This is a genomic window from Neobacillus sp. WH10 (assembly GCF_030123405.1).
Classification (GTDB): domain Bacteria; phylum Bacillota; class Bacilli; order Bacillales; family Cytobacillaceae; genus Neobacillus.
Genome location: NZ_CP126110.1, coordinates 406,231 through 430,406, shown reverse-complemented (window position 1 = coordinate 430,406; position 24,176 = coordinate 406,231). Strand labels below are relative to the sequence as shown.

Genomic DNA, 24,176 nt, shown 5'->3' with positions numbered 1-24,176 from the left:
TATGGTTAAGCCGCAATATTTCAATGAATCTAATTGACTGAAATATTTAGTGTTTACCTCAACTGAGCAAGTTTCTCTATAAATTCAGCCACAAGCTCAAGAGATTCTAGGTCATAGCTTTTAAGTAATTCCATACTCTTTTATCCAATACGATATGTAGTTCTTGATGTAGTTTCGATAGCTCAGCACCTAAAGGCGTATCATAATAATAAATTTCTTTGAAATTTGTTGGCGATTGTGTTCTTTTTATTTAACTGCGTGAAATAGCATAAGTTTATCAGAAAAAGGGACGATTGGGAAAAACCAATAGTCCCTTCATATTTTGTTATTTATCCCTACTTAATCTTTGCTTTTTAGATTTTCTAAAATAAAGTAGCTCATAGAACACTGGTACGATGACTAATGTCAGCAGGGTTGCCACTGTTAGACCGCCAATTACAACGACTGCTAAACCTTTTGACACAAGGGATCCTGTTTCTGGATCACCAAATAGAATTGGCAGCATCGCACAAATTGTAGCTACTGCTGTCATTAAGATTGGTCTTATCCGGGTTGCTGCACCCTCAATAATCGCTTCTCTTATGATCATATGTTCCTCATTTTGTTTAACCCTGTCAATTAGGACAATAGCGTTAGTAACAACAATTCCGATGAGCATTAATGCTCCAAACAATGCGGTAGGGTCAATGGATACACCTGTAATTAACAATCCTAAAATCGCTCCAATGGAAGCAAGCGGTAAAGTCATTAAGATTGCAATTGGTGTCCGTAAGTTTTTGAAGGTAATAACCATTATCAAATATACGAGGCCAATGGATGCCAGCATGGTTAATCCTAAGTCAGCAAAGTCGCTTGATTGTTGGTCTGTTGCCCCGCCTGTGGCAAGCTTAACTCCTTTAGGCAGCTTAAGGTCTTTTGTAGCTTTATTAATTTTGTCCGATACGACTGAAAGTTTATCAGAATCTACAAGAGCACTTACACGCAAGTATTGATCGCCATCTTTATGAAGAATCGTACTTGATTGTTCACTTTTATCAATAGATGCAATAGTGCTAAGTGAAACAACACCTGTTTCAGTCATGATTTTACTGTTTTCTAAATCCGCCTTTGATGTTGGATTAAAGCCTGCATTCAGGTACACTACAGTGTCTTTCTCGTTTATTTTCACTGTTCCAATTGGTGTTTGATTCATTAGAGCATGAAGTTGTGTCGCTATCTGCTGTGTATTTGTCACATTTGAATCAACTTTTATCGTATAAACAGGTTTTGTTTCTTCTTGGTTGCTTGTAACCTTGTTTACCCCTTTAATTCCCTTGATACTATCCATTACCTTATTGGATGCATCAATTAGATCTGGAGTCTTTTTACCAACAAGGTCTAGGGTAATTTCAGAGCTTGAAAAAGATCCCATCATAGAACCTGCTGAAACAGAAAGGTCCGCCTCTGAAAACTCATTTTTGAGTTTTTTAACGCCTTTCATAAATTTGTCCGCATCAGCGCCATCTTTCATGATTACTGTATATGTTGCTTCAGTCGGGTTGCTTACCTGACCCCATGCTGCTGCATCTGAATTTGTTCCAGCTTGAGTGATGAGATATTTATATCCATCAAGGTCTTGGACTTTCTTTTCAAATTCAATTGCCCTGTTTTTGACTGTATCTATTGGGGTTTGACTTGGGAATGTTAATTGAATCACTACATTTTCTGCATTTTTAGCATCAATGGCTCCCTTTGGCATGGCAAAATAAAGGCCAATGGATCCTACAAAGAAGATAACAGCTAGCAAGATAGGAATGAATTTATGGTTAAGGGACCATCTTAATACTTTCATATACCGCACTGGCTGCTTATGTGCAGGCAGCTTTGCTTTTTTCAGCATACCTAAACTCATTAATGGAACAACCGTTAATGCTACTACAAGTGAAGCAAGCAATGAATAGGTGATGGTTAATGCAAATGGATAAATAAAGCTTCTAAGAGAACCCTGAATTAATCCCATAGGCAAGAAAACCGCGACCGTTGTGAGCGTTGAAGAAGTAATAGCTGTCGCCACTTCTTTTACTGCCTCTAGAACAGTAGCTTTATTAAACTCTTTTTCTTGTGTTTTTCTAAAAATGTTCTCAATCACTACGATACTATCATCTACTAAACGGCCAACTGCTACAGCAACCCCGCCAAGGGTCAAAATGTTTAGGGTGATTCCTGATTTCCATAATAAAAATAGGGTAATTCCTAATGAAAGTGGAATCGAAATAATCGTAATGAAGGTTGAACGGATATTTCTTAAGAATAAAACAATGACGATTGTTGCAAAAAGTGCTCCCATTAAAACTTCTTTCATCATGCTATTGACTGAATGCTGAACCATGTCAGATGTAGCAAAAACAACATCTGCCTTTGCACCTGAAACCTCTTTAGAGATTTTTTTGGCTTCTTCTGTAATCTTTTTCCCAACGGTCACAGCACTTGCATTAGCAGCCTTTGTTATTACAAGAACTAGAGCTTCTTTCCCATTTATACGAGTAATGCTTTCCTGATTCGATTCCTGTTTCACTGTTGCAATATCGCCTAATTTTACTTTTGGTGCATTAGGTATAGGTAACGGAATGGTTAGATTATTGATTGCTTCTATACTATTGATATTTCCAATAACCTTCAAGTTGGACATTTTTCCATCAATCGGCTTTTCTCCAATAGATACAGCCAAATTCTGTCCTTGGAGAACCCCCATCACTGATTGAAGCGGGATATGGGCAGCTGCCATTTTCGCATTATCCAATTGGATTACGACTCTTGGGTCTGTTTTCCCATATAAAGTAACACTGCCAATTCCATCTAAAGATTTAAATTTAGGCTCAATTTGTTTTGCAGCCTTTTCCATATTTTCTTTTGTTAATCCATTGCTAAATGTTAAAGAAACTTGAGCAATAGGAATTTGGTTTGTATTAAGTTGAACAACTTTAGGCTTTTGCACCCCTTCAGGCATGCTGATTTGATTGATATTTTCTTCAACCTCAGCCTTTGCTTCCTTCATTTTTGTTTTGGAATCGAAGGAAATGTTGATCTGTGAGTACCCATCACCTGTCGTTGAATATACATTGGTTTTTCCTTTAACAGCTGTTACGGCATTCTCAATTGGTGTAGTGACTTCATCCACCATTGTTTTCGAATCATATCCCTGCCCAAGTGTCACCACCGTAACTTGTGGATTATCCGCTTCTGGCAAGAATTCCATGGGAAGTGTAAAGTAACTTACAACTCCCATTACTAACGATAAAATAACAACGACTATTAAAGCCGCTTTATTTTTAAAGGCCCATTTTGTAAGTAAAGACATTTAATATTATCCCCCTTTATTTTCATCTTTAATTCATGGCGCTTTTTTATTTTACTAGATTTCTTCCTAAAATTGTAAAGGTCGTTTTAACAAAATGATGTTTTTTTGTAAAAATAATGTAAAAGTACAATCCTAAATGACTATTTATCTTTTTTCAATACAATTTTGTTATAGGATTCAATATTCACCTCTTCCCAATCACATTTTAATTAAACCTACTTTTCTTCCTAAACCGTATTCTACATCTACAGTCTGTTTTAACGCAGTTCCACTTCTATAATTTACAAGTTTTCATACTTTTCTGTAACAGCCCCTGGCATGAACCTTTTCTAGGTCCCAGGTCTTAGAACCGTAAGCCCGAATGATACGCAAATTTTAACGACACAAAAAACCACTCCCTAAATTTTAGGAAGTGGTTTTTACTATTGATATAAGTTTTTTACATGACTACTTCTCAGAAAGGGCGAAAAATAGCATTAACTATTTCTCAAGGCTTAAAAGCCTTACATCATGCCGCCCATTCCACCCATGCCGCCCATATCAGGCATCATAGGTGCACCAGCTGGTTCTGGTTTGTCAGCAACAACTGCTTCAGTTGTTAAGAACATAGCAGCTACAGATGCAGCATTTTGAAGAGCTGAACGAGTTACTTTAGTTGGGTCAACGATACCAGCTTCGATCATGTTTACCCACTCGCCAGTTGCTGCGTTGAAGCCTGTGCCAACTGCTTCGCGCTTTAAGCGGTCAACAATGACAGATCCTTCAAGACCAGCGTTTTGTGCGATTGTGCGAACTGGCTCTTCCATTGCACGTAATACGATGTTGATACCTGTAGCGATATCGCCTTCTTCTTGAAGTGCAGCAACTTTGCTGTATACGTTAAGAAGGGCTACACCACCACCGGATACGATACCTTCTTCAACAGCAGCACGAGTTGCGTTCAATGCGTCTTCGATACGAAGTTTACGCTCTTTTAATTCTGTTTCAGTTGCAGCACCAACTTTGATAACTGCTACACCGCCAGCTAATTTAGCTAAGCGCTCTTGCAATTTTTCACGGTCAAATTCAGAAGTAGTTTCTTCTAATTGAACACGGATTTGGTTTACACGAGCTTGAATTTCAGAAGTCTCTCCTGCACCTTCAACGATCGTAGTATTTTCTTTTGTAACAACCACTTTAGTAGCGCGACCTAAAGAATCGATTGTAGTAGTTTTTAATTCACGGCCAAGCTCTTCAGTAATAACTTCACCGCCAGTTAATGCAGCGATATCTTCAAGCATTGCTTTACGGCGGTCACCGAAGCCAGGAGCTTTAACAGCCACAGCATTGAATGTACCACGAAGCTTATTCACTACTAATGTAGAAAGTGCTTCACCTTCAACATCTTCAGCAATTAATAATAATGGCTTGCTTTGTTGTACTACTTGCTCAAGTACAGGAAGGATTTCTTGAATGCTAGAAATCTTCTTGTCTGTGATTAAGATATATGGATTTTCTAATACAGCTTCCATTTTGTCAGTATTAGTTACCATGTAAGCAGAAGTGTAGCCGCGGTCGAATTGCATACCTTCAACAACATCTAATTCAGTTGTGAAGCCTTTAGATTCTTCGATTGTGATAACACCATCGTTGCCAACACGCTCCATTGCTTCCGCAATTAATTGGCCAACTTCTTTATCATCTGAAGAAATCGCAGCTACTTGAGCGATTGACTCTTTACCTTCAATTTGTTTAGAAATCGTTTTTAATTCTTCAACTGCAACAGCGACTGCCTTTTCAATCCCTTTACGGATCCCCATTGGGTTAGCACCAGCTGTAACGTTCTTTAAGCCTTCGCGGATCATCGCTTGTGCAAGAACAGTTGCAGTTGTTGTACCGTCACCGGCAACATCGTTTGTTTTGCTTGCTACTTCAGCAACAAGCTTAGCACCCATGTTTTCGAATGCATCTTCTAATTCGATTTCTTTTGCGATTGTTACACCGTCATTCGTGATAAGCGGTGAACCAAATTTTTTCTCAAGAACCACGTTGCGTCCTTTAGGTCCAAGAGTAACTTTTACTGTATCTGCTAGGGCATCAACACCACGTAGCATTGCGCGGCGCGCATCTTCACTATACTTAATCTCTTTAGCCATTGTTCAAAAAACCTCCTCGTATTTTCTAAACTATTTTTTAAAAAACCCTACTCACCAATAACAGCAAGGATATCGTTTTCACGTAAAAGTAAATATTCTGTACCTTCGTATTTCACTTCAGTACCAGCGTATTTTGAGAAGATAATGCGGTCGCCTACAGCAACTTCAAGTGCTACGCGTTCTCCGCTTTCAAGTACGCGGCCAGTACCAACGGCAACAACTTTTCCTTCCTGAGGCTTTTCCTTCGCTGAATCCGGTAATACGATACCGCTTGCAGTTTTTTCTTCTGATTCAACAAGCTCAATGACAATGCGATCACCTAATGGTCTTAACAAATCAAACAACCTCCTCAAAAATGTATGTAATTCTGTCATTATTAGCACTCTCCATTAATGAGTGCTAACACAATTATTATAATAAAGAATCTGAAAATCTTTTGCAAGTATGAAGTATAATTTTTTACAAAAGAATTTTGCTTTTCTACAACCCTATAAAGTATGCGAAAAACATGTCTTTCTATACCTGATTTTAAAAAAGTTGTTCAAAATTGAAACAACAGCAGTTTTAAGAGTAAAATGAATAATAATGACCTGAAAATTAGAATGTTAATCGTCAAGTTATATTGAATGTATTAAAAAGGAGATTGAAATTTGAAAAAGGAATATTGGATCGTCATCATTGTGTACATCGCTATGCAGCTCTCCAGTCTTGTCGGGCTTCCTATATTGTTATTCAGCTTTAAATCTTTCGGAATCAGCCAAAGTCTTGCTGTTCCTGTTTGGCTGATTGCCAGTTTTTCGATTGCCTTACTCATCATTCTTTTTATTTTACGAAAAGAAATGAACACCCAAAGCTTTGAAAAAAGAGGCGGTTCCTCTGTCGGTGAATCGGTAATATGGGCCATTATAGGTGTGTTTTTAGCTTACTTTGCGCAAATTTTCGCCGCAATGATCGAAACACTCTTAGGCGTTGAAATGGGTTCTGAGAATACGCAAAATATTCTTCACATCATCGAAATAATGCCAGCGGCAGTTATTGTTACCAGCATCATTGGGCCGATTTTAGAAGAAATTGTGTTTCGAAAAATTATTTTTGGCGCCATGTACAAGCGCTTTAACTTCTTTATCTCAGCGCTGATCAGCTCGGTCATCTTTGCAGCGGCACATATGGAGTTTCAGCACATTTTACTGTATTCGGCCATGGGCTTTACATTCGCTTTTCTCTATGTCAAAACCAAACATATTCTTGTACCGATTTTTGCCCATGTCACTATGAATACCTTGGTTGTCTTAGTTCAGACTGTTTATAAAGATGATATTGAAAGATTAAGACGTGAGGCTGAGGCAATTCAAAACTTTATCGGAGGATTTCTATGAGACGTTCACCTTTGCTTTCCGGTTTGATATATTTCCTGCTTGGCGGGGTATTTACTTTCTTTGCCATTGATGATGTTCAAAAAAACGGCTGGGGCTTTTTCAGCTATCTCCTCGTCTTATTAGCGACTTTTGACTTTGGCTCAGGCCTAAAAATGATCGCCTTTCATTTTAAATATAAGAACCAAATCAAAAAATAAAGAAAGGTGTCAGGCACCATGTGAAAAATTCACATGGTGCCTGACACCTTTTTAACTATTGCCACAGGGGCTGCGTTATTGTTTGAAAGTTTCTCCTTTATTAATTACCATCCGTTCTTTTCCTAGGATAAAGATTAATAGGAAGGCTATGCCCGCTGGAACTAGTGCCCATGTAAAGGTGTGGACGATTGAGCTTGAAAGGGCGTCTGTGATTTTTTCTAGGATTGGTGCAGGAATCTGAGCTCTTGCTTGCTCTGATAAAAACTCACGTGAATCTCCCTTTGGCATTGGTCCCATTCCCGAGAAGGCTTTTTCTAGCCCCTCTTTAAAATCAGTCCTTTGGATCATTCCAAAAATCGTAATCCCTATGGTCATCCCCAACGAGCGGATAAAGTTGCTTGTCGAGGTAGCGGAGCCCCTTTGCTCCATGCCAAATGGATGAATCGCGGCCATACTTAAGACAGAAAATGAGAATCCAACACCTAAACCAACCACAACCATATAGATTGTCAGCAACGCCCTGCTAGTATCCGGAGTGATCGTGCTTAACAACAAAAATCCGCCAATCAAAATAACTCCCGATACATACATGATGTTCCGATAGCTCATCTTGGTTGTCAAAAATCCGCCGACCTGGGCTGTAATTACCGATCCAAACATCATTGGCAATAAAATCAGCCCTGAATTGGTAGCACTACCGCCATAAACTCCTTGCACAAAGATCGGGATATACACGGTCGCTGCCATAAACGCTGCCCCGTAAAACAAGCCAACAAGCGTACTACCAGCAAACAGTCGGTTTTTAAACATTGAAAAAGAAATGATTGGATCCTTCGCCTTTGTCTCAACGAATAAAAAGAGTAGAAATAGTGCTGCAAATCCGGTGAATAAGCTTAAAATAACACTAGAGTCCCAAGCATATTTCTGTCCGCCAAGCTCAAGGGCAAACATTAAACAAACAACCGCTCCAATTAAGGTCACAGCTCCCCACCAATCAATCGATTGCTTCTGGTGTACTGGTGATTCTTTGTAAGAAGCGACAATAAAAATCAACGATAAAATCCCAAGCGGTAAGTTAATATAAAATACCCAATGCCAGCTGATATGATCGGTAATATAAGCCCCTAGTAACGGCCCAAAGATACTCGACAAGCCAAAAACTGCGCCGAATAAACCGCCCATTTTCCCGCGTTTTTCTGGAGGAAATAAGTCAAACATAATGGTAAATGCAATCGGCACAAGCGCACCACCGCCTATCCCCTGAATCGCACGGTAGATGCTCAATTGGGTGATAGTTTCCGCGGTACCGCACAAGGCAGAGCCTGCCATAAATACTATTAATCCAAAAATAAAGAACCTCTTTCTCCCATACATATCGGATAACTTACCGAAAATTGGCATACCCGCCATTTCCGCCACCATATAGGCTGAAACCACCCATACAAAGTTCTCTAGCCCGCCAAGATCACCGACAATCGTCCCCATTGCCGTCACAACAATCGTGTTATCCATCGAAGCCATCAAAATACTCAGTAATAACCCTGCAACAACCAACCCTAATTTACTTTCTTTCGCTACCATAAATCCCCCTCTATATCTTTTCCGACATTTTTACTGTTGAATTTTTATCCTGGATAAAATCATTCGAATATTCTACCCGGCCAATTTGACAGCCTGAACCGATTTTGACAAGGTTTCCCCTGACGATATCCGCCTTCGTATTTTCAAGGAATATTTCATCTCCTTCAATCACCTTCACAACAAGTGAACCCTCTTCCTTTACAAACGGAAGCAGCGACGTTTTTCTTTTAATCGTGATTTTCTCTCCCCCAATTTCCTCTGCCGTGCTTTCACCAAAACGCAATCCAATAGTGATCGTGTCAGCATTCAGGAGACCTTTAATTTCAAATCCGCCGCTTAAGTCAAATTTCTCATATTCTACGTCGCCGCCCACGGAAATACTGCCCTTAATAGTTGCCACTTCGCCATTAAGCCGCTCTCCCACCTCAAGCGTGCCAAGAATCTTTATTTTTTCCAAAGCAGCTTTACCATCGATTGCCATTGTTCCCATCACCAGCATGTCACTAGACTCCAGATTCCCCTTTATCTCTGACTCACCGAGCACTTTTACAGATCCTGTTTTCACATTCTCCAACGCCTCACCCGTTCCATATATATGAAACATTGAGCACTCTATATTACTATTAATCGTCCCATCCCCTCGTATGCTTACTTTATCATAACTGCCGCCAGGGTAGTTGCCCGAACCATTTATCGTCAGATTTTGACCCTTTTTCATTTCCGTTCCCCCTTTTAAACCTTTCTGGAATCTTTCACAGCTGCTTTTTTATCTACCGAAAGTTCGTCTGTATATTCAACCAGTCCAATCTCACAATTAGCCCCAATCGTAATATGGTTCCCTCGCACAACTGCTGCCTTTGTATTTTCCAATTCAATTTTGTCCCCTTCTATTAATTCCGTTTCCAGCTGTGTTTGAATAAAATGTTTAAATAATCCCATTAATGCTGGTTTGTGTTTTATGAGGATCGTTTGTCCGCCTATTTCCTTAGCTTTACATTCTCCAAAAAGTTTAATATCCACATGATCTGCAGTTAAAAGTCCGCCAATCATAAATTGTGATTCTGCTTTAAATGTATCGGCTTCACAGTCCCCTTCTACTGTAAGCCTCCCCTTAATACTAATTTCCTCTGCTTTTACCCTTCCACCGATCGAGGCTTTTCCTGCCACCTTTAAATTTTCTACGTTTAAGTTATTTTCAATTTTCGCCGTTCCATCCACTGTTAACATATTACATTCGAGATTCCCATTAATTTTTCCGTTCCCGTTAACCTTTGCTTTATTCGTCATGACATTTCCATTGACCGTACCTGAACCATTACAATCAAATACAACACACTCGATATCGCTATTAACTGTTCCTTTACCATTGATAGTTACCTGGTGAAATTGCCCGCCATTGGCTGACCCAAAGCCATTAATATTCAGGTCTCCCCTTTTTTTCGTATCCATGTACATTCTCCTTTATAGTAAGTTCGCTTTAATCTCTTCCATACATTTCACAAGCGAAAGCTGAACAACAATTTTTGTTCCTTGCTCAAACTTAACATCTTCCGCATTTATTAGTAAAAAACACGATGAAACCCCAAGTTTTCTCGTCAGCACTAATTCCCCATTTTTTTGTTTGATTAATCCCCTGTTATCCTTTAAGACCTGAAGCAGCATTTTCCCTTCATCCAGATTAATTTCTCCTGACTGAAGGAGCTTTTCTAATACAAAGACTTCAAGTATTCTCGAAAATTCAAAATGCTGACCGCCCATTTCAGTCTTCAGGTATAAGTCCATTACTGCATTTGAAACAATGTTACGTTTTACTAATTCATCGTTAGTCAAATGTAACTCTGTTATATTAGGCGAAAACATATCCGCCAGTTCATCCAAGGAAAGATTCTCTTTCATTGTTTGAATTTTATCGATTCTTTCTAAGATCTTTTCTTTAGGGAAAAATGTCTCCTGACCCGTAAACGTTGATTTTCGAATAAACCATTCCTCAGGAATAAGATCCTTTCGCTTCCAGCGATATAGCTGTCCGTACGATATTCCGGCTACATCCAATAAATCCTTTTTAGAAATTAACTCCTCGCTCATTTGTTAAAAACCCCTTTCTGTTTTTATAATGTAACATAACACTGTTACGTTGTAAAGGTGGATAATAGTCCAAAAAAAAACTTTCCACAATTTATGTGAAAAGCCAATACAAATTTTATTCTTCTATTTCCACTGTAGGATAATGCTTTAAAAAGTAGACCAATGATTGCAGCTCTACTGCCAGGTCAATGTGATGAACCCTAATCGATAAAGGAACATTTAACCGTGCCGGGGTAAAATTTAAGATCCCCTTTACATTGGAATTCACGACCCGGTCCGTGATCATTTGAGCGACAGAAGCCGGAACCGTTAGAATTACAACCGATATTTGTTCCTCAATTAATACCTTCTCCAATTCATCCATGTGATAAATCGGAACCTCGCGAATCTTGGTTCCCATTTTTGCTGGATCTACATCGAAAGCACAAGCTATTTTTGTGTTATTATTTTTTAAAAAATTATAGTTTAAAAAAGCAGTACCAAGATTTCCGACCCCAATTAATGCAACATTTGTTAATTCATCCTGATCAAGTGTTTTACGGAAAAAGGATAATAAGTAATTAACATTATATCCATAGCCCTTTTTCCCTAATGCACCGAAATAGGAAAAATCGCGGCGAATCGTTGCCGAGTCTACCTTTACTGCTTCACTTAATTCTGCTGATGAGACCCTTTGTTTGCCGGAAGTATGCAGGTTTTTTAAAAACCGATAATAGAGGGGCAGCCGTTTAGCTGTCGCCTGTGGTATCTTCATCGTTTCATTACTCATATTCTCCCACACCCCTTTAAATGTTTTAGTTAAATATCATTTAACCTGTTCAGTTCGCTTAAAGTCACCATTTTTTCCGCCTGTTTTCTCAACTAAATAGGTCGGTCCAATGACCATGCCTTTATCCACAGCTTTACACATATCATAGACAGTTAAAGCGCAGACTGAAGCGGCTGTTAACGCTTCCATTTCCACACCCGTATTCCCTTTCGTCTTTACCGCTGCAGCAATATGTAATTGATAATCTTCCTGTTGGCCCTTTTCCCATGAAAAAGAGATATTAACCCCTGTTAATGGAATCGGGTGACACATCGGAATAAGATCCCATGTCTTTTTAGCTGCCATGACTGCTGCTACCTGAGCCACAGCTAACACATCGCCTTTTTTCATTTCATTATTGGTTATTTTTTCAAAGATTTCTTTGCTGACTGTTATGCTGGAATGAGCAAGCGCTGTCCGTGCCGTTTCGGGTTTTTCGCTGACATCGACCATCTTTGCTCTGCCTTCTTCATTAAAATGTGTAAATTCTGCCATAAAAAAATATCCTCCTATCCAAAAATAATACACTATTTTTCCCTTCATGTGTGAAACTTTGAACTAATTATTACATTTTTTGTCTGAGTGTAGAAATCCTATACTCTTGGCTGTCGAGGGCTTTATTGCCGACATTGCCTTTATACGGTACACTATTTATATGTAAGAGGTGATTTAAGATGATTTTGTTGCAGGTAAATCAACTACAAAAATATTATGGTGCTGACCTTATTTTATCGAATATAAAGCTAGAATTACAAACGAGGGACCGTGTTGCCCTTGTCGGCCGTAACGGTGCAGGAAAATCGACGTTATTGAGAATTATTGCCGGCCAATTGTCACATGATGGCGGTGAAATCATCAAGCCAAAAGAAGTGACCATCGGCTATTTAGCCCAAAATACCGGCCTTGAGTCCAATTTATCGATTTGGGATGAAATGCTAACCGTTTTCGAACCGCTTCGTTCGATGGAAAAATCACTGCGCAAGCTTGAGGAGCAAATGTCCGATCCTCGACTTTTCGAAGACGCTGTAAAATACGAGAGAATTATAAAAGAATATGATCAGCTCCAAGTGACATTTAAGGAACAGGGAGGTTATCAATACGAAGCTGAGATTCGATCTGTCCTGCATGGTTTAAACTTTCTCGACAGTTCCCTCATGATTTCCAGTTTAAGCGGCGGTCAAAAAACCCGGCTCGCCTTAGGGAAGCTACTGTTAACGAGACCCGATATCTTAATTCTGGACGAGCCTACCAACCATCTCGATATCGATACCCTTTCATGGCTCGAACAATATTTGCAGGGCTATGATGGCGCTATTTTAATTGTTTCCCATGACCGTTATTTTTTAGACAAAGTTGTTACACAGGTCTATGAGGTTTCCCGAAAACAGATCGGGAGGTTTATGGGCAATTATAGTTCTTACCTTGATCAAAAAGCGGCCAATTATGAACGTGACATGAAGCTTTATGAAAAGCAGCAGCAGGAAGTCGCTAATCTGCAGGACTTTATCCAAAAAAATTTAGCGCGGGCTTCGACAACAAAACGAGCCCAAAGCCGCCGGAAAAAGCTTGAAAGAATGGAAATCATGGATCGGCCGCTTGGGGATGAAAAGTCTGCGACCTTCTCGTTTGAAATTGAAAAACAAAGTGGAAATGACGTTCTAACAGTAGACTCACTTGCGGTTGGCTACAACGGGGAAAAGGTTTCGGAGGCCATCTCATTTCGTGCCTATAAAGGTGAAAGTATTGCCCTTGTTGGTCCAAACGGAATCGGTAAATCTACACTGTTAAAAACGATTATTAAAAAACTTCCAGCACTTGCCGGTACTTGTCTTTATGGGACAAACCTTTCAATTGGTTATTATGACCAAGAACAAGCCGAATTAACCTCTAATAAGCGCGTCTTGAATGAACTCTGGGATGATTACCCGTTAAAAAGTGAAAAAGAAATTCGAACGGTTTTAGGTAACTTCCTTTTTTCCGGTGATGACGTTTTAAAAATTGTTTCTACCTTGAGCGGTGGAGAAAAGGCACGACTGGCTCTTGCTAAGCTTATGTTGGAGAAGGCAAATGTGCTGATATTGGACGAGCCCACAAACCACCTTGATCTCGATAGCAAAGAAGTTCTTGAGAATGCCCTTATTGATTACCCCGGGACAATTTTATTCGTTTCACACGACAGATATTTCATTAACCGTATCGCAACGAAGGTTTTGGAACTGAGCCGTCATGGCAGCGCAGAGTATCTTGGGGATTATGACTACTATCTAGAAAAGAAATTGGAACAGGAAGAACTAGCAGCACTAGCATTGGCAGCTTCTGTTAAAAGAGCTTCTGAAACGGAAGGTCAAGAGAAAAATAATTATCAACAGGATAAGGAAAGCAAAAAACTTGAGCGGCAGCGGAAAAGAAAGTTAGAAGAGATGGAGTTACGAATTGAAGAGCTCGAGGAACAAATTCAAGAATATGAGCAGCAATTATGTGAACCGGAAATTTTTCAGGATCATGAAAAGGTACTCGAAATTAACATAAACAGTGAAAAAGCTAAAGCAGAGCTTGAGCAATTGATGGAAGAATGGGCAGAGCTTGCTGAATAATGATGAAACCGGGCTGATGTGTGATGGCCCGGTTTTTTTTAAAATAGATATCAACAAATTTTAGAGCGAAATCGACAAGTTATTGCGCAATATCTACAAATTTCTGGGGAATTTCGACAAAATTCACGAACATATCGACAAGTTTTTTAAATGATCTCAACAATTTTTACGAAATGTCTACTTTTCCACAGCATTATTCACATTTCAAAAGGTATATTCTAAGAGTTTTTTACACTTTTCCACATTATCCACATTAAATACTGTTTTTATCCACATTACCAACAGTATACACAGGCTTATCCACAGTTCATTGATTATTAACTGTATTTTTTAAAAATTTTATCCACAAGAAAGCGATTATCAGTCTTAACCCAACTTAATCATGGAAATGAATTAATTTAAGAATTACAACAACATAATAAAGGCGGTGTGAGCAAAGCTAAGCTTTACCTTTTCATAGTAAAAAATGTTTATAATTCACTCTAATGATTCATTCTTGCGGTGTTCCGCTCCTTTTCAATAAAAAAACTCTTCTTACTAAAGAAGAGTTACTCATTATATATTTCAATATCGAGACCTGGTATCGCATTTAGTGATAAGTCAGCCCTGATTCCTTTTTCAAACATGACACTTCCAGCCGCAGCAATCATCGCAGCATTATCGGTACATAACGATAGTGGAGGAATCACTAATTCAACCTTAGAATTTGCCGAAAAAGTCTTTTCAAGAGCCTTTCTAAGTCCCTTATTCGCAGCTACACCGCCAGCAACTAATACTTGTTCTACGCCATACTCTGCTACAGCTTTCTCCGTCTTTTTCACCAAAACTTCAATCACACTTTCTTGAAAGCTGGCTGCCAGATCTTCCGGGGCAATTGACTCGCCACGCTGCTCTGCGTTATGAACCGTATTGATTACAGCTGATTTTAACCCGCTAAAGCTAAAATCATAGGATCCTTCCTCAAGCCAAGCCCTAGGCAAATCAATCGTCGGGCTTCCTTCCTGTGCCAAACGGTCAATATGTGGTCCGCCGGGATACGGCATATTTAAAGTTCTAGCTACTTTATCGTAAGCTTCACCTGCCGCGTCATCTCTTGTTTCTCCAATCACTTCAAAGTGTCCATGCTCTTTCATATAAACAAGCTCTGTATGCCCGCCTGAAACGACTAATGCTAATAGAGGGAATTTTAATTCGGTTACCAGTCTGTTCGCATAAATATGACCCGCGATATGGTGAACTGGTACAAGTGGTTTGTTATGGGCAAAGGCAAGTGCTTTCGCGGCATTTACCCCTATTAAAAGTGCCCCCACTAACCCTGGACCTTCTGTAACTGCTATTGCATCGATCTCTGCAAAGGTTAGATTTGCCTGATTCAATGCCTCTTCAATCACAAGCGTTATTTGTTCGACATGATGACGCGAAGCAATTTCAGGTACAACCCCGCCAAAGCGCTTATGACTTTCAATTTGTGAAGCCACTACATTCGCGGTAATTTCGCGGCCATTTTTAATAATGGCGACTGCCGTTTCATCACAGCTCGTTTCAATTCCTAATACCAATATATCTTTTTTCATAAGTTCACCCACATTATTAGTGCATCTTCCTGATTATCGGAATAATAATTTTTCCGGATTCCGCCGTTTTGGAATCCTAGCTTACGGTAAAGGGACTGTGCTACATCATTTGTTACCCTCACTTCAAGGGTCATGGTTCTTGCTCCCATCTCCCTCGACACTGACATTAATTTATTCATTAATGCCTCTCCCAGCTTTTTACCTCTATACCCAGGTAAAATGGCCACATTTGTTACGTGGGCCTCATCCATCACAACCCATGTCCCACTATATCCGATGATTTTATTGTCTTCCTCAAGAACAATATAGACAGCAAATTTGTTTTTGTGTATTTCATTATAAAATGCTTCCTTGCTCCATGGTGTTGTAAATGAAGCATGCTCCACTTCTAAAACTTGGTCAATATCCTCATCCCTCATATAACGAAAAACAAAAGAATCTACCATTTTTCTCTATTCCTATCCATTTAAGATTTTCCCTTTTGCTTCCAGCCACTTCGCTTCCGCTTCAGCCAAACGTATATAATTTGGAACAAACGAGTGCACGTCTTCTCCCGGTTTATCCTTCCCTAGTAAAGCAAGCTCACCCGGACGAGGATTGTGCTCTGTTACGCTTGCAAAAATGGCTTGTGAACCTAATAATTCTTTAATTTTAGCACTATGAATTGGCAAGTCGTTTCCGACAAACAAAATCGGCTTGCTCATTTCTGTTAATTTTGCTGCCCAATCGGCTAACATAACCAACTGATCCTGTTCCACAGCTGTCAGCTTTCCGTCCTGATAGTGATAGAGGGCTGTATAGACTTGTCCCCTTCTTGCGTCGAATAACGGTGACACATAACCGTTAAAGTACCTTCCTGTTCCCGCTGCCAAAATTTCTAGACTAGAAATACCAACAAGAGGTATATTAAGGGTCCATGCTAATGTTTTAGCAATCGTAACACCAATTCTTACACCGGTATATGACCCTGGGCCCTTCGCAACGATAATTTTCGTTAAATCGGCAGGCTCCTTTTCACAATCCTTCATTAATGTCTGTATAGCCGGCATAATTCGAACGGAGTGGTTCTTTTTTAAATTAGTACTATATTCACCTAGTACTTGATTATCATCTATAAGCGCTACCCCTAATGGATTGTTAGAAGTATCGATCGCTAGTATGGTCATCTAAAAATCTCCTTACATAATTGCTCATATCTATTTCCTTTTGGTACTAGAACGATCTTCCGTTGTTCTTGACCTTCATGATATAAATAAATCGTTAATAGTTCAGATGGGAGCTGCTCTTCAATTAAATGAGCCCATTCCACTACTGTAACTCCATCACCTTCAAAGTATTCATCAAAGCCCAGGTCTTCAAAGGCATCAGCAACCCGATAAACATCCATATGATATAATGGCAGCCTGCCTTTATACTCCTTGATGATTGTAAATGTTGGGCTATTAACAGTTTTCTTTATCTCCAAACCCTTAGCTAAGCCTTTTGTAAAGGTTGTTTTCCCTGCGCCTAAATCCCCCTCAAGGGCAATGACATCACCTGGTTGTAAAAACTCAGCCAATCTTGTTGCGAATTGAGTCGTTTCCTCAGAATTCGTAGTATTCATTTCAAATTGATTCATACAATCACCTTTATCCCGCATTAACGGGCAGTAAGACCCCACTTCAGGAATTTAAAAGAACTAAAAAGGATAGATGGGGGCAACTGCCCGTAAAAGCCCGATTAGTTCAACTATCAATCAGTGGGGAATGAAAAACTCCCCACTGATTGAAGTTTCACTTTATACTTTAACATAATAATCCTATAACTTCATTTTACCCTTATTTATGTGCAAAAAAAACCTTAGGAAGTCTCCTAAGGATATCTATTCAATATGTAGTTTACATTGTTTTTTATTAATGAGCAAAAAAGTTCCTTTTTAAAATGCACAACATGTATAAACAGAAATGATGGTCATTACCGAGTTGATGGAAAAATTAAATGTTTTGGCGTTTATAAAGACTATAAACATTTTTGCCGAAGAAGTGCGTTTTACCTCTAAAAGTTATACAATACCAACTGATTTGGTCTATTTACATCTTATGAAGAACTAATCTTCCTGGGCTTTCAACTGATTTGGCCTTCATCCCTCTTATGAAGGACTATTCTTCCTGATTTATCATCTGATATGGCCTTCATCCCGCTTATGAAGGACTATTCTTCCTGATTTATCAACTGATTTGGTCTTCATCCCGCTTATGAAGGACTATTCTTCCTGATTTATCAACTGATTTGACCTTCATCCCGCTTATGAAGGACTATTCTTCCTGATTTATCAACTGATTTGGCCTTCATCCCGCTTATGAAGGACTATTCTTCCTGATTTATCAACTGATTTGACCTTCATCCCGCTTATGAAGGACTATTCTTCCTGATTTATCAACTGATTTGGCCTTCATCCCGCTTATGGAGGACTATCCTTCCTGTTAATACTGCTTCTAACCGACCGTGTCGTAACAAAATCACTAGGTTCAATCGTTAATAATGGTAACTTGACTGAAAACCCGATATATTTATAACTGGTTTAATTACAATAAAGCTTAAAAATTAAATGAGCATAAAAAAAAGACGAAACCTTGTTTCGACTTGTTTACAACCTATAAATGGCGGTCCGGACGGGACTCGAACCCGCGACCTCCTGCGTGACAGGCAGGCATTCTAACCAACTGAACTACCGGACCATATTGCGGGGGCAGGATTTGAACCTACGACCTTCGGGTTATGAGCCCGACGAGCTACCAGACTGCTCCACCCCGCGATAATAGAAAATATAAAATTTGTTTTAAAAAAACAGCCTGGCAACGTCCTACTCTCACAGGGACAAAGTCCCAACTACCATCGGCGCTGAGAAGCTTAACTTCCGTGTTCGGTATGGGAACGGGTGTGACCTTCTCGCCATTATTGCCAGACTATTTTGCTTGAGGTTTCATTCCCTCAAAACTAGATAATGCAGAAGAAGTGTTGTAAAAACGAGTTCGCTTTAAAACTTGGTTAAGTCCTCGATCGATTAGTATCAGTCAGCTCCACATGTCGCCATGCTTCCACCTCTGACCTATCAACCTGATCATCTTTCAGGGATCTTACTAGCTTGACGCTATGGGAAATCTCATCTTGAGGGGGGCTTCATGCTTAGATGCTTTCAGCACTTATCCCGTCCGCACATAGCTACCCAGCGATGCCTTTGGCAAGACAACTGGTACACCAGCGGTGCGTCCATCCCGGTCCTCTCGTACTAAGGACAGCTCCTCTCAAATTTCCTGCGCCCACGACGGATAGGGACCGAACTGTCTCACGACGTTCTGAACCCAGCTCGCGTACCGCTTTAATGGGCGAACAGCCCAACCCTTGGGACCGACTACAGCCCCAGGATGCGATGAGCCGACATCGAGGTGCCAAACCTCCCCGTCGATGTGGACTCTTGGGGGAGATAAGCCTGTTATCCCCGGGGTAGCTTTTATCCGTTGAGCGATGGCCCTTCCATGCGGAACCACCGGATCACTAAGCCCGACTTTCGTCCCTGCTCGACTTGTAGGTCTCGCAGTCAAGCTCCCTTGTGCCTTTACACTCTACGAATGATTTCCAACCATTCTGAGGGAACCTTTGGGCGCCTCCGTTACTCTTTAGGAGGCGACCGCCCCAGTCAAACTGCCCACCTGACACTGTCTCCCACCCCGATAAGGGGTGCGGGTTAGAATTTCAATACAGCCAGGGTAGTATCCCACCGACGCCTCCACCGAAGCTAGCGCTCCGGTTTCTACGGCTCCTACCTATCCTGTACAAGCTGTACCAAAATTCAATATCAGGCTACAGTAAAGCTCCACGGGGTCTTTCCGTCCTGTCGCGGGTAACCTGCATCTTCACAGGTACTATAATTTCACCGAGTCTCTCGTTGAGACAGTGCCCAGATCGTTACGCCTTTCGTGCGGGTCGGAACTTACCCGACAAGGAATTTCGCTACCTTAGGACCGTTATAGTTACGGCCGCCGTTTACTGGGGCTTCGATTCAGAGCTTCGCTTGCGCTAACCCCTCCTCTTAACCTTCCAGCACCGGGCAGGCGTCAGCCCCTATACTTCGCCTTGCGGCTTCGCAGAGACCTGTGTTTTTGCTAAACAGTCGCCTGGGCCTATTCACTGCGGCTCTTCGAGGCTATGAACCCCAAAGAGCACCCCTTCTCCCGAAGTTACGGGGTCATTTTGCCGAGTTCCTTAACGAGAGTTCTCTCGCTCACCTTAGGATTCTCTCCTCGCCTACCTGTGTCGGTTTGCGGTACGGGCACCTTTTATCTCGCTAGAGGCTTTTCTTGGCAGTGTGGAATCAGGAACTTCGGTACTATATTTCCCTCGCTGTCACAGCTCAGCCTTTGCGGTAAGCGGATTTTCCTACTTACCAGCCTAACTGCTTAGACGCGCATATCCAACAGCGCGCTTACCCTATCCTCCTGCGTCCCCCCATCACTCAAACGATAAAGAGGTGGTACAGGAATATCAACCTGTTGTCCATCGCCTACGCCTTTCGGCCTCGGCTTAGGTCCCGACTAACCCTGAGCGGACGAGCCTTCCTCAGGAAACCTTAGGCATACGGTGGATGAGATTCTCACTCATCTTTCGCTACTCATACCGGCATTCTCACTTCTAAGCGCTCCACCAGTCCTTACGGTCTAGCTTCAACGCCCTTAGAACGCTCTCCTACCACTGACACCTACGGTGTCAATCCACAGCTTCGGTGATACGTTTAGCCCCGGTACATTTTCGGCGCAGAGTCACTCGACCAGTGAGCTATTACGCACTCTTTAAATGGTGGCTGCTTCTAAGCCAACATCCTGGTTGTCTAAGCAACTCCACATCCTTTTCCACTTAACGTATACTTTGGGACCTTAGCTGGTGGTCTGGGCTGTTTCCCTTTTGACTACGGATCTTATCACTCGCAGTCTGACTCCCACGGATAAGTCTTTGGCATTCGGAGTTTGTCTGAATTCGGTAACCCGATGAGGGCCCCTAGTCCAAACAGTGCTCTACCTCCAAGACTCTAACTACGTGAGGCTAGCCCTAAAGCTATTTCGGAGAGAACCAGCTATCTCCAAGTTCGATTGGAATTTCTCCGCTACCCACACCTCATCCCCGCACTTTTCAACGTGCGTGGGTTCGGGCCTCCATCCAGTGTTACCTGGACTTCACCCTGGACATGGGTAGATCACCTGGTTTCGGGTCTACGACCACATACTCATTCGCCCTATTCAGACTCGCTTTCGCTGCGGCTCCGTCTCTTCAACTTAACCTTGCATGTAATCGTAACTCGCCGGTTCATTCTACAAAAGGCACGCTATCACCCATAAACGGGCTCTAACTACTTGTAGGCACACGGTTTCAGGAACTATTTCACTCCCCTTCCGGGGTGCTTTTCACCTTTCCCTCACGGTACTGGTTCACTATCGGTCACTAGGGAGTATTTAGCCTTGGGAGATGGTCCTCCCTGCTTCCGACCGGATTTCACGTGTCCGGCCGTACTCAGGATCCACTCAGGAGGGAACGAAGTTTCAACTACAGGGCTTTTACCTTCTATGACGGACCTTTCCAGGTCGCTTCATTTACCCCGTTCCTTTGTAACTCCATGTAGAGTGTCCTACAACCCCAAGAGGCAAGCCTCTTGGTTTGGGCTATGTCCCGTTTCGCTCGCCGCTACTCAGGGAATCGCGTTTGCTTTCTCTTCCTCCGGGTACTTAGATGTTTCAGTTCCCCGGGTATGCCTTCAATACCCTATGTATTCAGGTAAAGATACTGTTCCATTACGAACAGTGGGTTCCCCCATTCGGAAATCTCCGGATCAAAGCTTACTTACAGCTCCCCGAAGCATATCGGTGTTAGTCCCGTCCTTCATCGGCTCCTAGTGCCAAGGCATTCACCGTGCGCCCTTTCTAACTTAACCTAAAAGGTTTATTTCTCTATTAAAAATAGAGAGAAAACTAAAATGGCGATTACTCGATGTTTACTTTGCTTCTTCTTACGATTATCTAGTTTTCAAGGAACAAAAAAGTTTCGAGAGAATTGCTCCCTCAAAACTAAACAAACAGAAAACAATCAAACAAACTATTTTTGTCTGGCTCATATGTCCAGCTTATATCCTTAGAAAGGAGGTGATCCAGCCGCACCTTCCGATACGGCTACCTTGTTACGACTTCACCCCAATCATCTGTCCCACCTTAGGCGGCTGGCTCCTTACGGTTACCCCACCGACTTCGGGTGTTACAAACTCTCGTGGTGTGACGGGCGGTGTGTACAAGGCCCGGGAACGTATTCACCGCGGCATGCTGATCCGCGATTACTAGCGATTCCGGCTTCATGTAGGCGAGTTGCAGCCTACAATCCGAACTGAGAATGGTTTTATGGGATTGGCTTAACCTTGCGGTTTCGCAGCCCTTTGTACCATCCATTGTAGCACGTGTGTAGCCCAGGTCATAAGGGGCATGATGATTTGACGTCATCCCCACCTTCCTCCGGTTTGTCACCGGCAGTCACCTTAGAGTGCCCAACTGAATGCTGGCAACTAAGATCAAGGGTTGCGCTCGTTGCGGGACTTAACCCAACATCTCACGACACGAGCTGACGACAACCATGCACCACCTGTCACTCTGTCCCCCGAAGGGGAACGTCCTATCTCTAGGATTGTCAGAGGATGTCAAGACCTGGTAAGGTTCTTCGCGTTGCTTCGAATTAAACCACATGCTCCACCGCTTGTGCGGGCCCCCGTCAATTCCTTTGAGTTTCAGCCTTGCGGCCGTACTCCCCAGGCGGAGTGCTTAATGCGTTAGCTGCAGCACTAAAGGGCGGAAACCCTCTAACACTTAGCACTCATCGTTTACGGCGTGGACTACCAGGGTATCTAATCCTGTTTGCTCCCCACGCTTTCGCGCCTCAGCGTCAGTTACAGACCAGAAAGCCGCCTTCGCCACTGGTGTTCCTCCACATCTCTACGCATTTCACCGCTACACGTGGAATTCCGCTTTCCTCTTCTGCACTCAAGTCCCCCAGTTTCCAATGACCCTCCACGGTTGAGCCGTGGGCTTTCACATCAGACTTAAAGGACCGCCTGCGCGCGCTTTACGCCCAATAATTCCGGACAACGCTTGCCACCTACGTATTACCGCGGCTGCTGGCACGTAGTTAGCCGTGGCTTTCTGGTTAGGTACCGTCAAGGTACCGGCAGTTACTCCGGTACTTGTTCTTCCCTAACAACAGAGCTTTACGACCCGAAGGCCTTCATCACTCACGCGGCGTTGCTCCATCAGACTTTCGTCCATTGTGGAAGATTCCCTACTGCTGCCTCCCGTAGGAGTCTGGGCCGTGTCTCAGTCCCAGTGTGGCCGATCACCCTCTCAGGTCGGCTACGCATCGTCGCCTTGGTGAGCCGTTACCTCACCAACTAGCTAATGCGCCGCGGGCCCATCTGTAAGTGTCAGCCGAAACCGACTTTCAGCTTTTCCTCATGTAAGGAAAAGGATTATCCGGTATTAGCTCCGGTTTCCCGAAGTTATCCCAGTCTTACAGGCAGGTTGCCCACGTGTTACTCACCCGTCCGCCGCTAACCAACAGGAGCAAGCTCCTATTGATTCGCTCGACTTGCATGTATTAGGCACGCCGCCAGCGTTCGTCCTGAGCCAGGATCAAACTCTCCAAGAAAGTTGATTAGCTCATAAAATAAAACGTTGGCTTAGTTTCGATAAGAAACTAATAGTTATTGTTTGTTGACGTTTTTGTTTGTTTAGTTTTCAAAGAACAATATAAGGTATGTTTGGAGCGGGTGATGAGAATCGAACTCACAACATCAGCTTGGAAGGCTGAGGTTTTACCACTAAACTACACCCGCATATAAATTTCGAATGGTCGGGAAGACAGGATTCGAACCTGCGACCCCTTGGTCCCAAACCAAGTGCTCTACCAAGCTGAGCTACTTCCCGTTAAACTAATGGCGCGCCCGAAAGGAGTCGAACCCATAACCTTCTGATCCGTAGTCAGACGCTCTATCCAATTGAGCTACGGGCGCATCTTGTGAAACCAACTTTTAAAGTTTATCATACTCAGTTTGGTTTGTCAATAAGTTTTTTTGGTGCGGCCGAGAGGACTTGAACCTCCACGGGGTTGCCCCCACTAGGCCCTCAACCTAGCGCGTCTGCCATTCCGCCACGACCGCATATTAATTAGCGACGAAAACAATCATAACATGTTTACCAGCTTTATTCAAGAGGTAATATTTGGTGCGGGTGAAGGGAGTCGAACCCCCACGCCTTGCGGCGCCAGATCCTAAGTCTGGTGCGTCTGCCAATTCCGCCACACCCGCATATGGAATAATATAAATGGCTGGGCTAGCAGGATTTGAACCTACGAATGACGGAGTCAAAGTCCGTTGCCTTACCGCTTGGCTATAGCCCAATAATGTTATTAAGAATAAGAAACAGGAA

16 protein-coding genes, 8 tRNA genes and 3 rRNA genes are annotated in these 24,176 nt (G+C 42.1%); 3 read left to right on the top strand and 24 right to left on the bottom strand.

Annotation, left to right across the window (positions count from 1 at the left end):
• Window positions 1-325 precede the first annotated feature (325 nt).
• The 3 genes from QNH20_RS02185 to groES form a co-directional block, all read right to left on the bottom strand.
• On the bottom strand, window positions 326-3,337 hold the full coding sequence (locus QNH20_RS02185; RefSeq protein ID WP_283921303.1) for an efflux RND transporter permease subunit: 3,012 nt from the start codon (window positions 3,335-3,337) through the stop codon (window positions 326-328).
• A gap of 503 nt (window positions 3,338-3,840) precedes the next feature.
• Window positions 3,841-5,472, bottom strand: a complete 1,632-nt coding sequence (groL, locus tag QNH20_RS02180) for a chaperonin GroEL (RefSeq protein ID WP_283921302.1) — start codon at window positions 5,470-5,472, stop codon at window positions 3,841-3,843.
• Between the two features lie 47 nt (window positions 5,473-5,519).
• On the bottom strand, window positions 5,520-5,807 hold the full coding sequence (groES, locus tag QNH20_RS02175) for a co-chaperone GroES (RefSeq protein ID WP_283921301.1): 288 nt from the start codon (window positions 5,805-5,807) through the stop codon (window positions 5,520-5,522).
• 315 nt (window positions 5,808-6,122) lie between these two features.
• Between groES and QNH20_RS02170 the strand changes: the two genes are divergently transcribed.
• Both QNH20_RS02170 and QNH20_RS02165 read left to right on the top strand, forming a co-directional pair.
• Entirely contained in the window at window positions 6,123-6,848 is a 726-nt protein-coding gene (locus QNH20_RS02170; protein WP_283921300.1) for a CPBP family intramembrane glutamic endopeptidase, read from the top strand.
• Window positions 6,845-7,045, top strand: a complete 201-nt coding sequence (locus QNH20_RS02165) for a YdiK family protein (protein ID WP_283921299.1) — start codon at window positions 6,845-6,847, stop codon at window positions 7,043-7,045. Before QNH20_RS02170 ends, QNH20_RS02165 begins: the two co-directional genes overlap by 4 nt.
• 75 nt (window positions 7,046-7,120) lie before the next feature.
• Here QNH20_RS02165 and QNH20_RS02160 read toward each other — a convergent pair whose 3' ends face one another.
• The 6 genes from QNH20_RS02160 to moaC form a co-directional block, all read right to left on the bottom strand.
• Complete coding sequence (locus QNH20_RS02160; RefSeq protein WP_283921298.1) at window positions 7,121-8,626, bottom strand: MDR family MFS transporter; 1,506 nt, start codon at window positions 8,624-8,626, stop codon at window positions 7,121-7,123.
• A gap of 10 nt (window positions 8,627-8,636) precedes the next feature.
• Complete coding sequence (locus QNH20_RS02155) at window positions 8,637-9,344, bottom strand: cytoplasmic protein (RefSeq protein WP_283921297.1); 708 nt, start codon at window positions 9,342-9,344, stop codon at window positions 8,637-8,639.
• Window positions 9,345-9,358: 14 nt separating this feature from the next.
• Entirely contained in the window at window positions 9,359-10,075 is a 717-nt protein-coding gene (locus tag QNH20_RS02150; RefSeq protein ID WP_283921296.1) for a polymer-forming cytoskeletal protein, read from the bottom strand.
• 12 nt (window positions 10,076-10,087) lie between these two features.
• Complete coding sequence (locus QNH20_RS02145) at window positions 10,088-10,711, bottom strand: YhbD family protein (protein WP_283921295.1); 624 nt, start codon at window positions 10,709-10,711, stop codon at window positions 10,088-10,090.
• Window positions 10,712-10,826: 115 nt separating this feature from the next.
• A complete protein-coding gene (locus tag QNH20_RS02140; protein ID WP_283921294.1) occupies window positions 10,827-11,480 on the bottom strand; it encodes a redox-sensing transcriptional repressor Rex in 654 nt (217 codons plus the stop codon).
• Window positions 11,481-11,516: 36 nt separating this feature from the next.
• Window positions 11,517-12,014, bottom strand: a complete 498-nt coding sequence (gene moaC, locus QNH20_RS02135) for a cyclic pyranopterin monophosphate synthase MoaC (RefSeq protein WP_283921293.1) — start codon at window positions 12,012-12,014, stop codon at window positions 11,517-11,519.
• 179 nt (window positions 12,015-12,193) lie between these two features.
• On the opposite strand from moaC, the gene QNH20_RS02130 reads away from it, so the two are divergent.
• Window positions 12,194-14,113, top strand: a complete 1,920-nt coding sequence (locus QNH20_RS02130; protein WP_283921292.1) for an ABC-F family ATP-binding cassette domain-containing protein — start codon at window positions 12,194-12,196, stop codon at window positions 14,111-14,113.
• 548 nt (window positions 14,114-14,661) lie between these two features.
• Here the strand turns inward: QNH20_RS02130 and tsaD are convergent.
• The 15 genes from tsaD to QNH20_RS02055 all read right to left on the bottom strand — a co-directional run bounded on the left by tsaD (window position 14,662) and on the right by QNH20_RS02055 (window position 24,147).
• Window positions 14,662-15,687, bottom strand: a complete 1,026-nt coding sequence (gene tsaD / locus QNH20_RS02125; RefSeq protein ID WP_283921291.1) for a tRNA (adenosine(37)-N6)-threonylcarbamoyltransferase complex transferase subunit TsaD — start codon at window positions 15,685-15,687, stop codon at window positions 14,662-14,664.
• Window positions 15,684-16,133, bottom strand: a complete 450-nt coding sequence (gene rimI / locus QNH20_RS02120) for a ribosomal protein S18-alanine N-acetyltransferase (protein WP_283921290.1) — start codon at window positions 16,131-16,133, stop codon at window positions 15,684-15,686. Before rimI ends, tsaD begins: the two co-directional genes overlap by 4 nt.
• A gap of 12 nt (window positions 16,134-16,145) precedes the next feature.
• On the bottom strand, window positions 16,146-16,853 hold the full coding sequence (tsaB, locus tag QNH20_RS02115; protein ID WP_283921289.1) for a tRNA (adenosine(37)-N6)-threonylcarbamoyltransferase complex dimerization subunit type 1 TsaB: 708 nt from the start codon (window positions 16,851-16,853) through the stop codon (window positions 16,146-16,148).
• A complete protein-coding gene (tsaE, locus tag QNH20_RS02110) occupies window positions 16,850-17,305 on the bottom strand; it encodes a tRNA (adenosine(37)-N6)-threonylcarbamoyltransferase complex ATPase subunit type 1 TsaE (RefSeq protein ID WP_283921288.1) in 456 nt (151 codons plus the stop codon). Before tsaE ends, tsaB begins: the two co-directional genes overlap by 4 nt.
• Window positions 17,306-18,327: 1,022 nt before the next feature.
• Window positions 18,328-18,404 (bottom strand) — tRNA-Asp (locus QNH20_RS02105).
• A 3-nt stretch (window positions 18,405-18,407) separates the two neighbouring features.
• Window positions 18,408-18,481 (bottom strand) — tRNA-Met (locus QNH20_RS02100).
• A 35-nt stretch (window positions 18,482-18,516) separates the two neighbouring features.
• Window positions 18,517-18,632, bottom strand: a 5S ribosomal RNA gene (rrf, locus tag QNH20_RS02095).
• Between the two features lie 78 nt (window positions 18,633-18,710).
• Window positions 18,711-21,646: ribosomal RNA gene (locus QNH20_RS02090) — 23S ribosomal RNA — on the bottom strand.
• Between the two features lie 201 nt (window positions 21,647-21,847).
• Window positions 21,848-23,397 (bottom strand): 16S ribosomal RNA (locus tag QNH20_RS02085).
• Together the 16S, 23S and 5S rRNA genes with 8 tRNA genes alongside form the textbook arrangement of a ribosomal RNA operon.
• 113 nt (window positions 23,398-23,510) lie before the next feature.
• Window positions 23,511-23,584 (bottom strand) — tRNA-Gly (locus QNH20_RS02080).
• A gap of 14 nt (window positions 23,585-23,598) precedes the next feature.
• Window positions 23,599-23,675: transfer RNA gene (locus QNH20_RS02075), tRNA-Pro, on the bottom strand.
• A gap of 9 nt (window positions 23,676-23,684) precedes the next feature.
• Window positions 23,685-23,761 (bottom strand) — tRNA-Arg (locus QNH20_RS02070).
• A gap of 61 nt (window positions 23,762-23,822) precedes the next feature.
• A tRNA-Leu gene (locus QNH20_RS02065) sits at window positions 23,823-23,908 on the bottom strand.
• A 62-nt stretch (window positions 23,909-23,970) separates the two neighbouring features.
• A tRNA-Leu gene (locus QNH20_RS02060) sits at window positions 23,971-24,055 on the bottom strand.
• Window positions 24,056-24,072: 17 nt separating this feature from the next.
• Window positions 24,073-24,147: transfer RNA gene (locus QNH20_RS02055), tRNA-Gln, on the bottom strand.
• Window positions 24,148-24,176 lie beyond the last annotated feature (29 nt).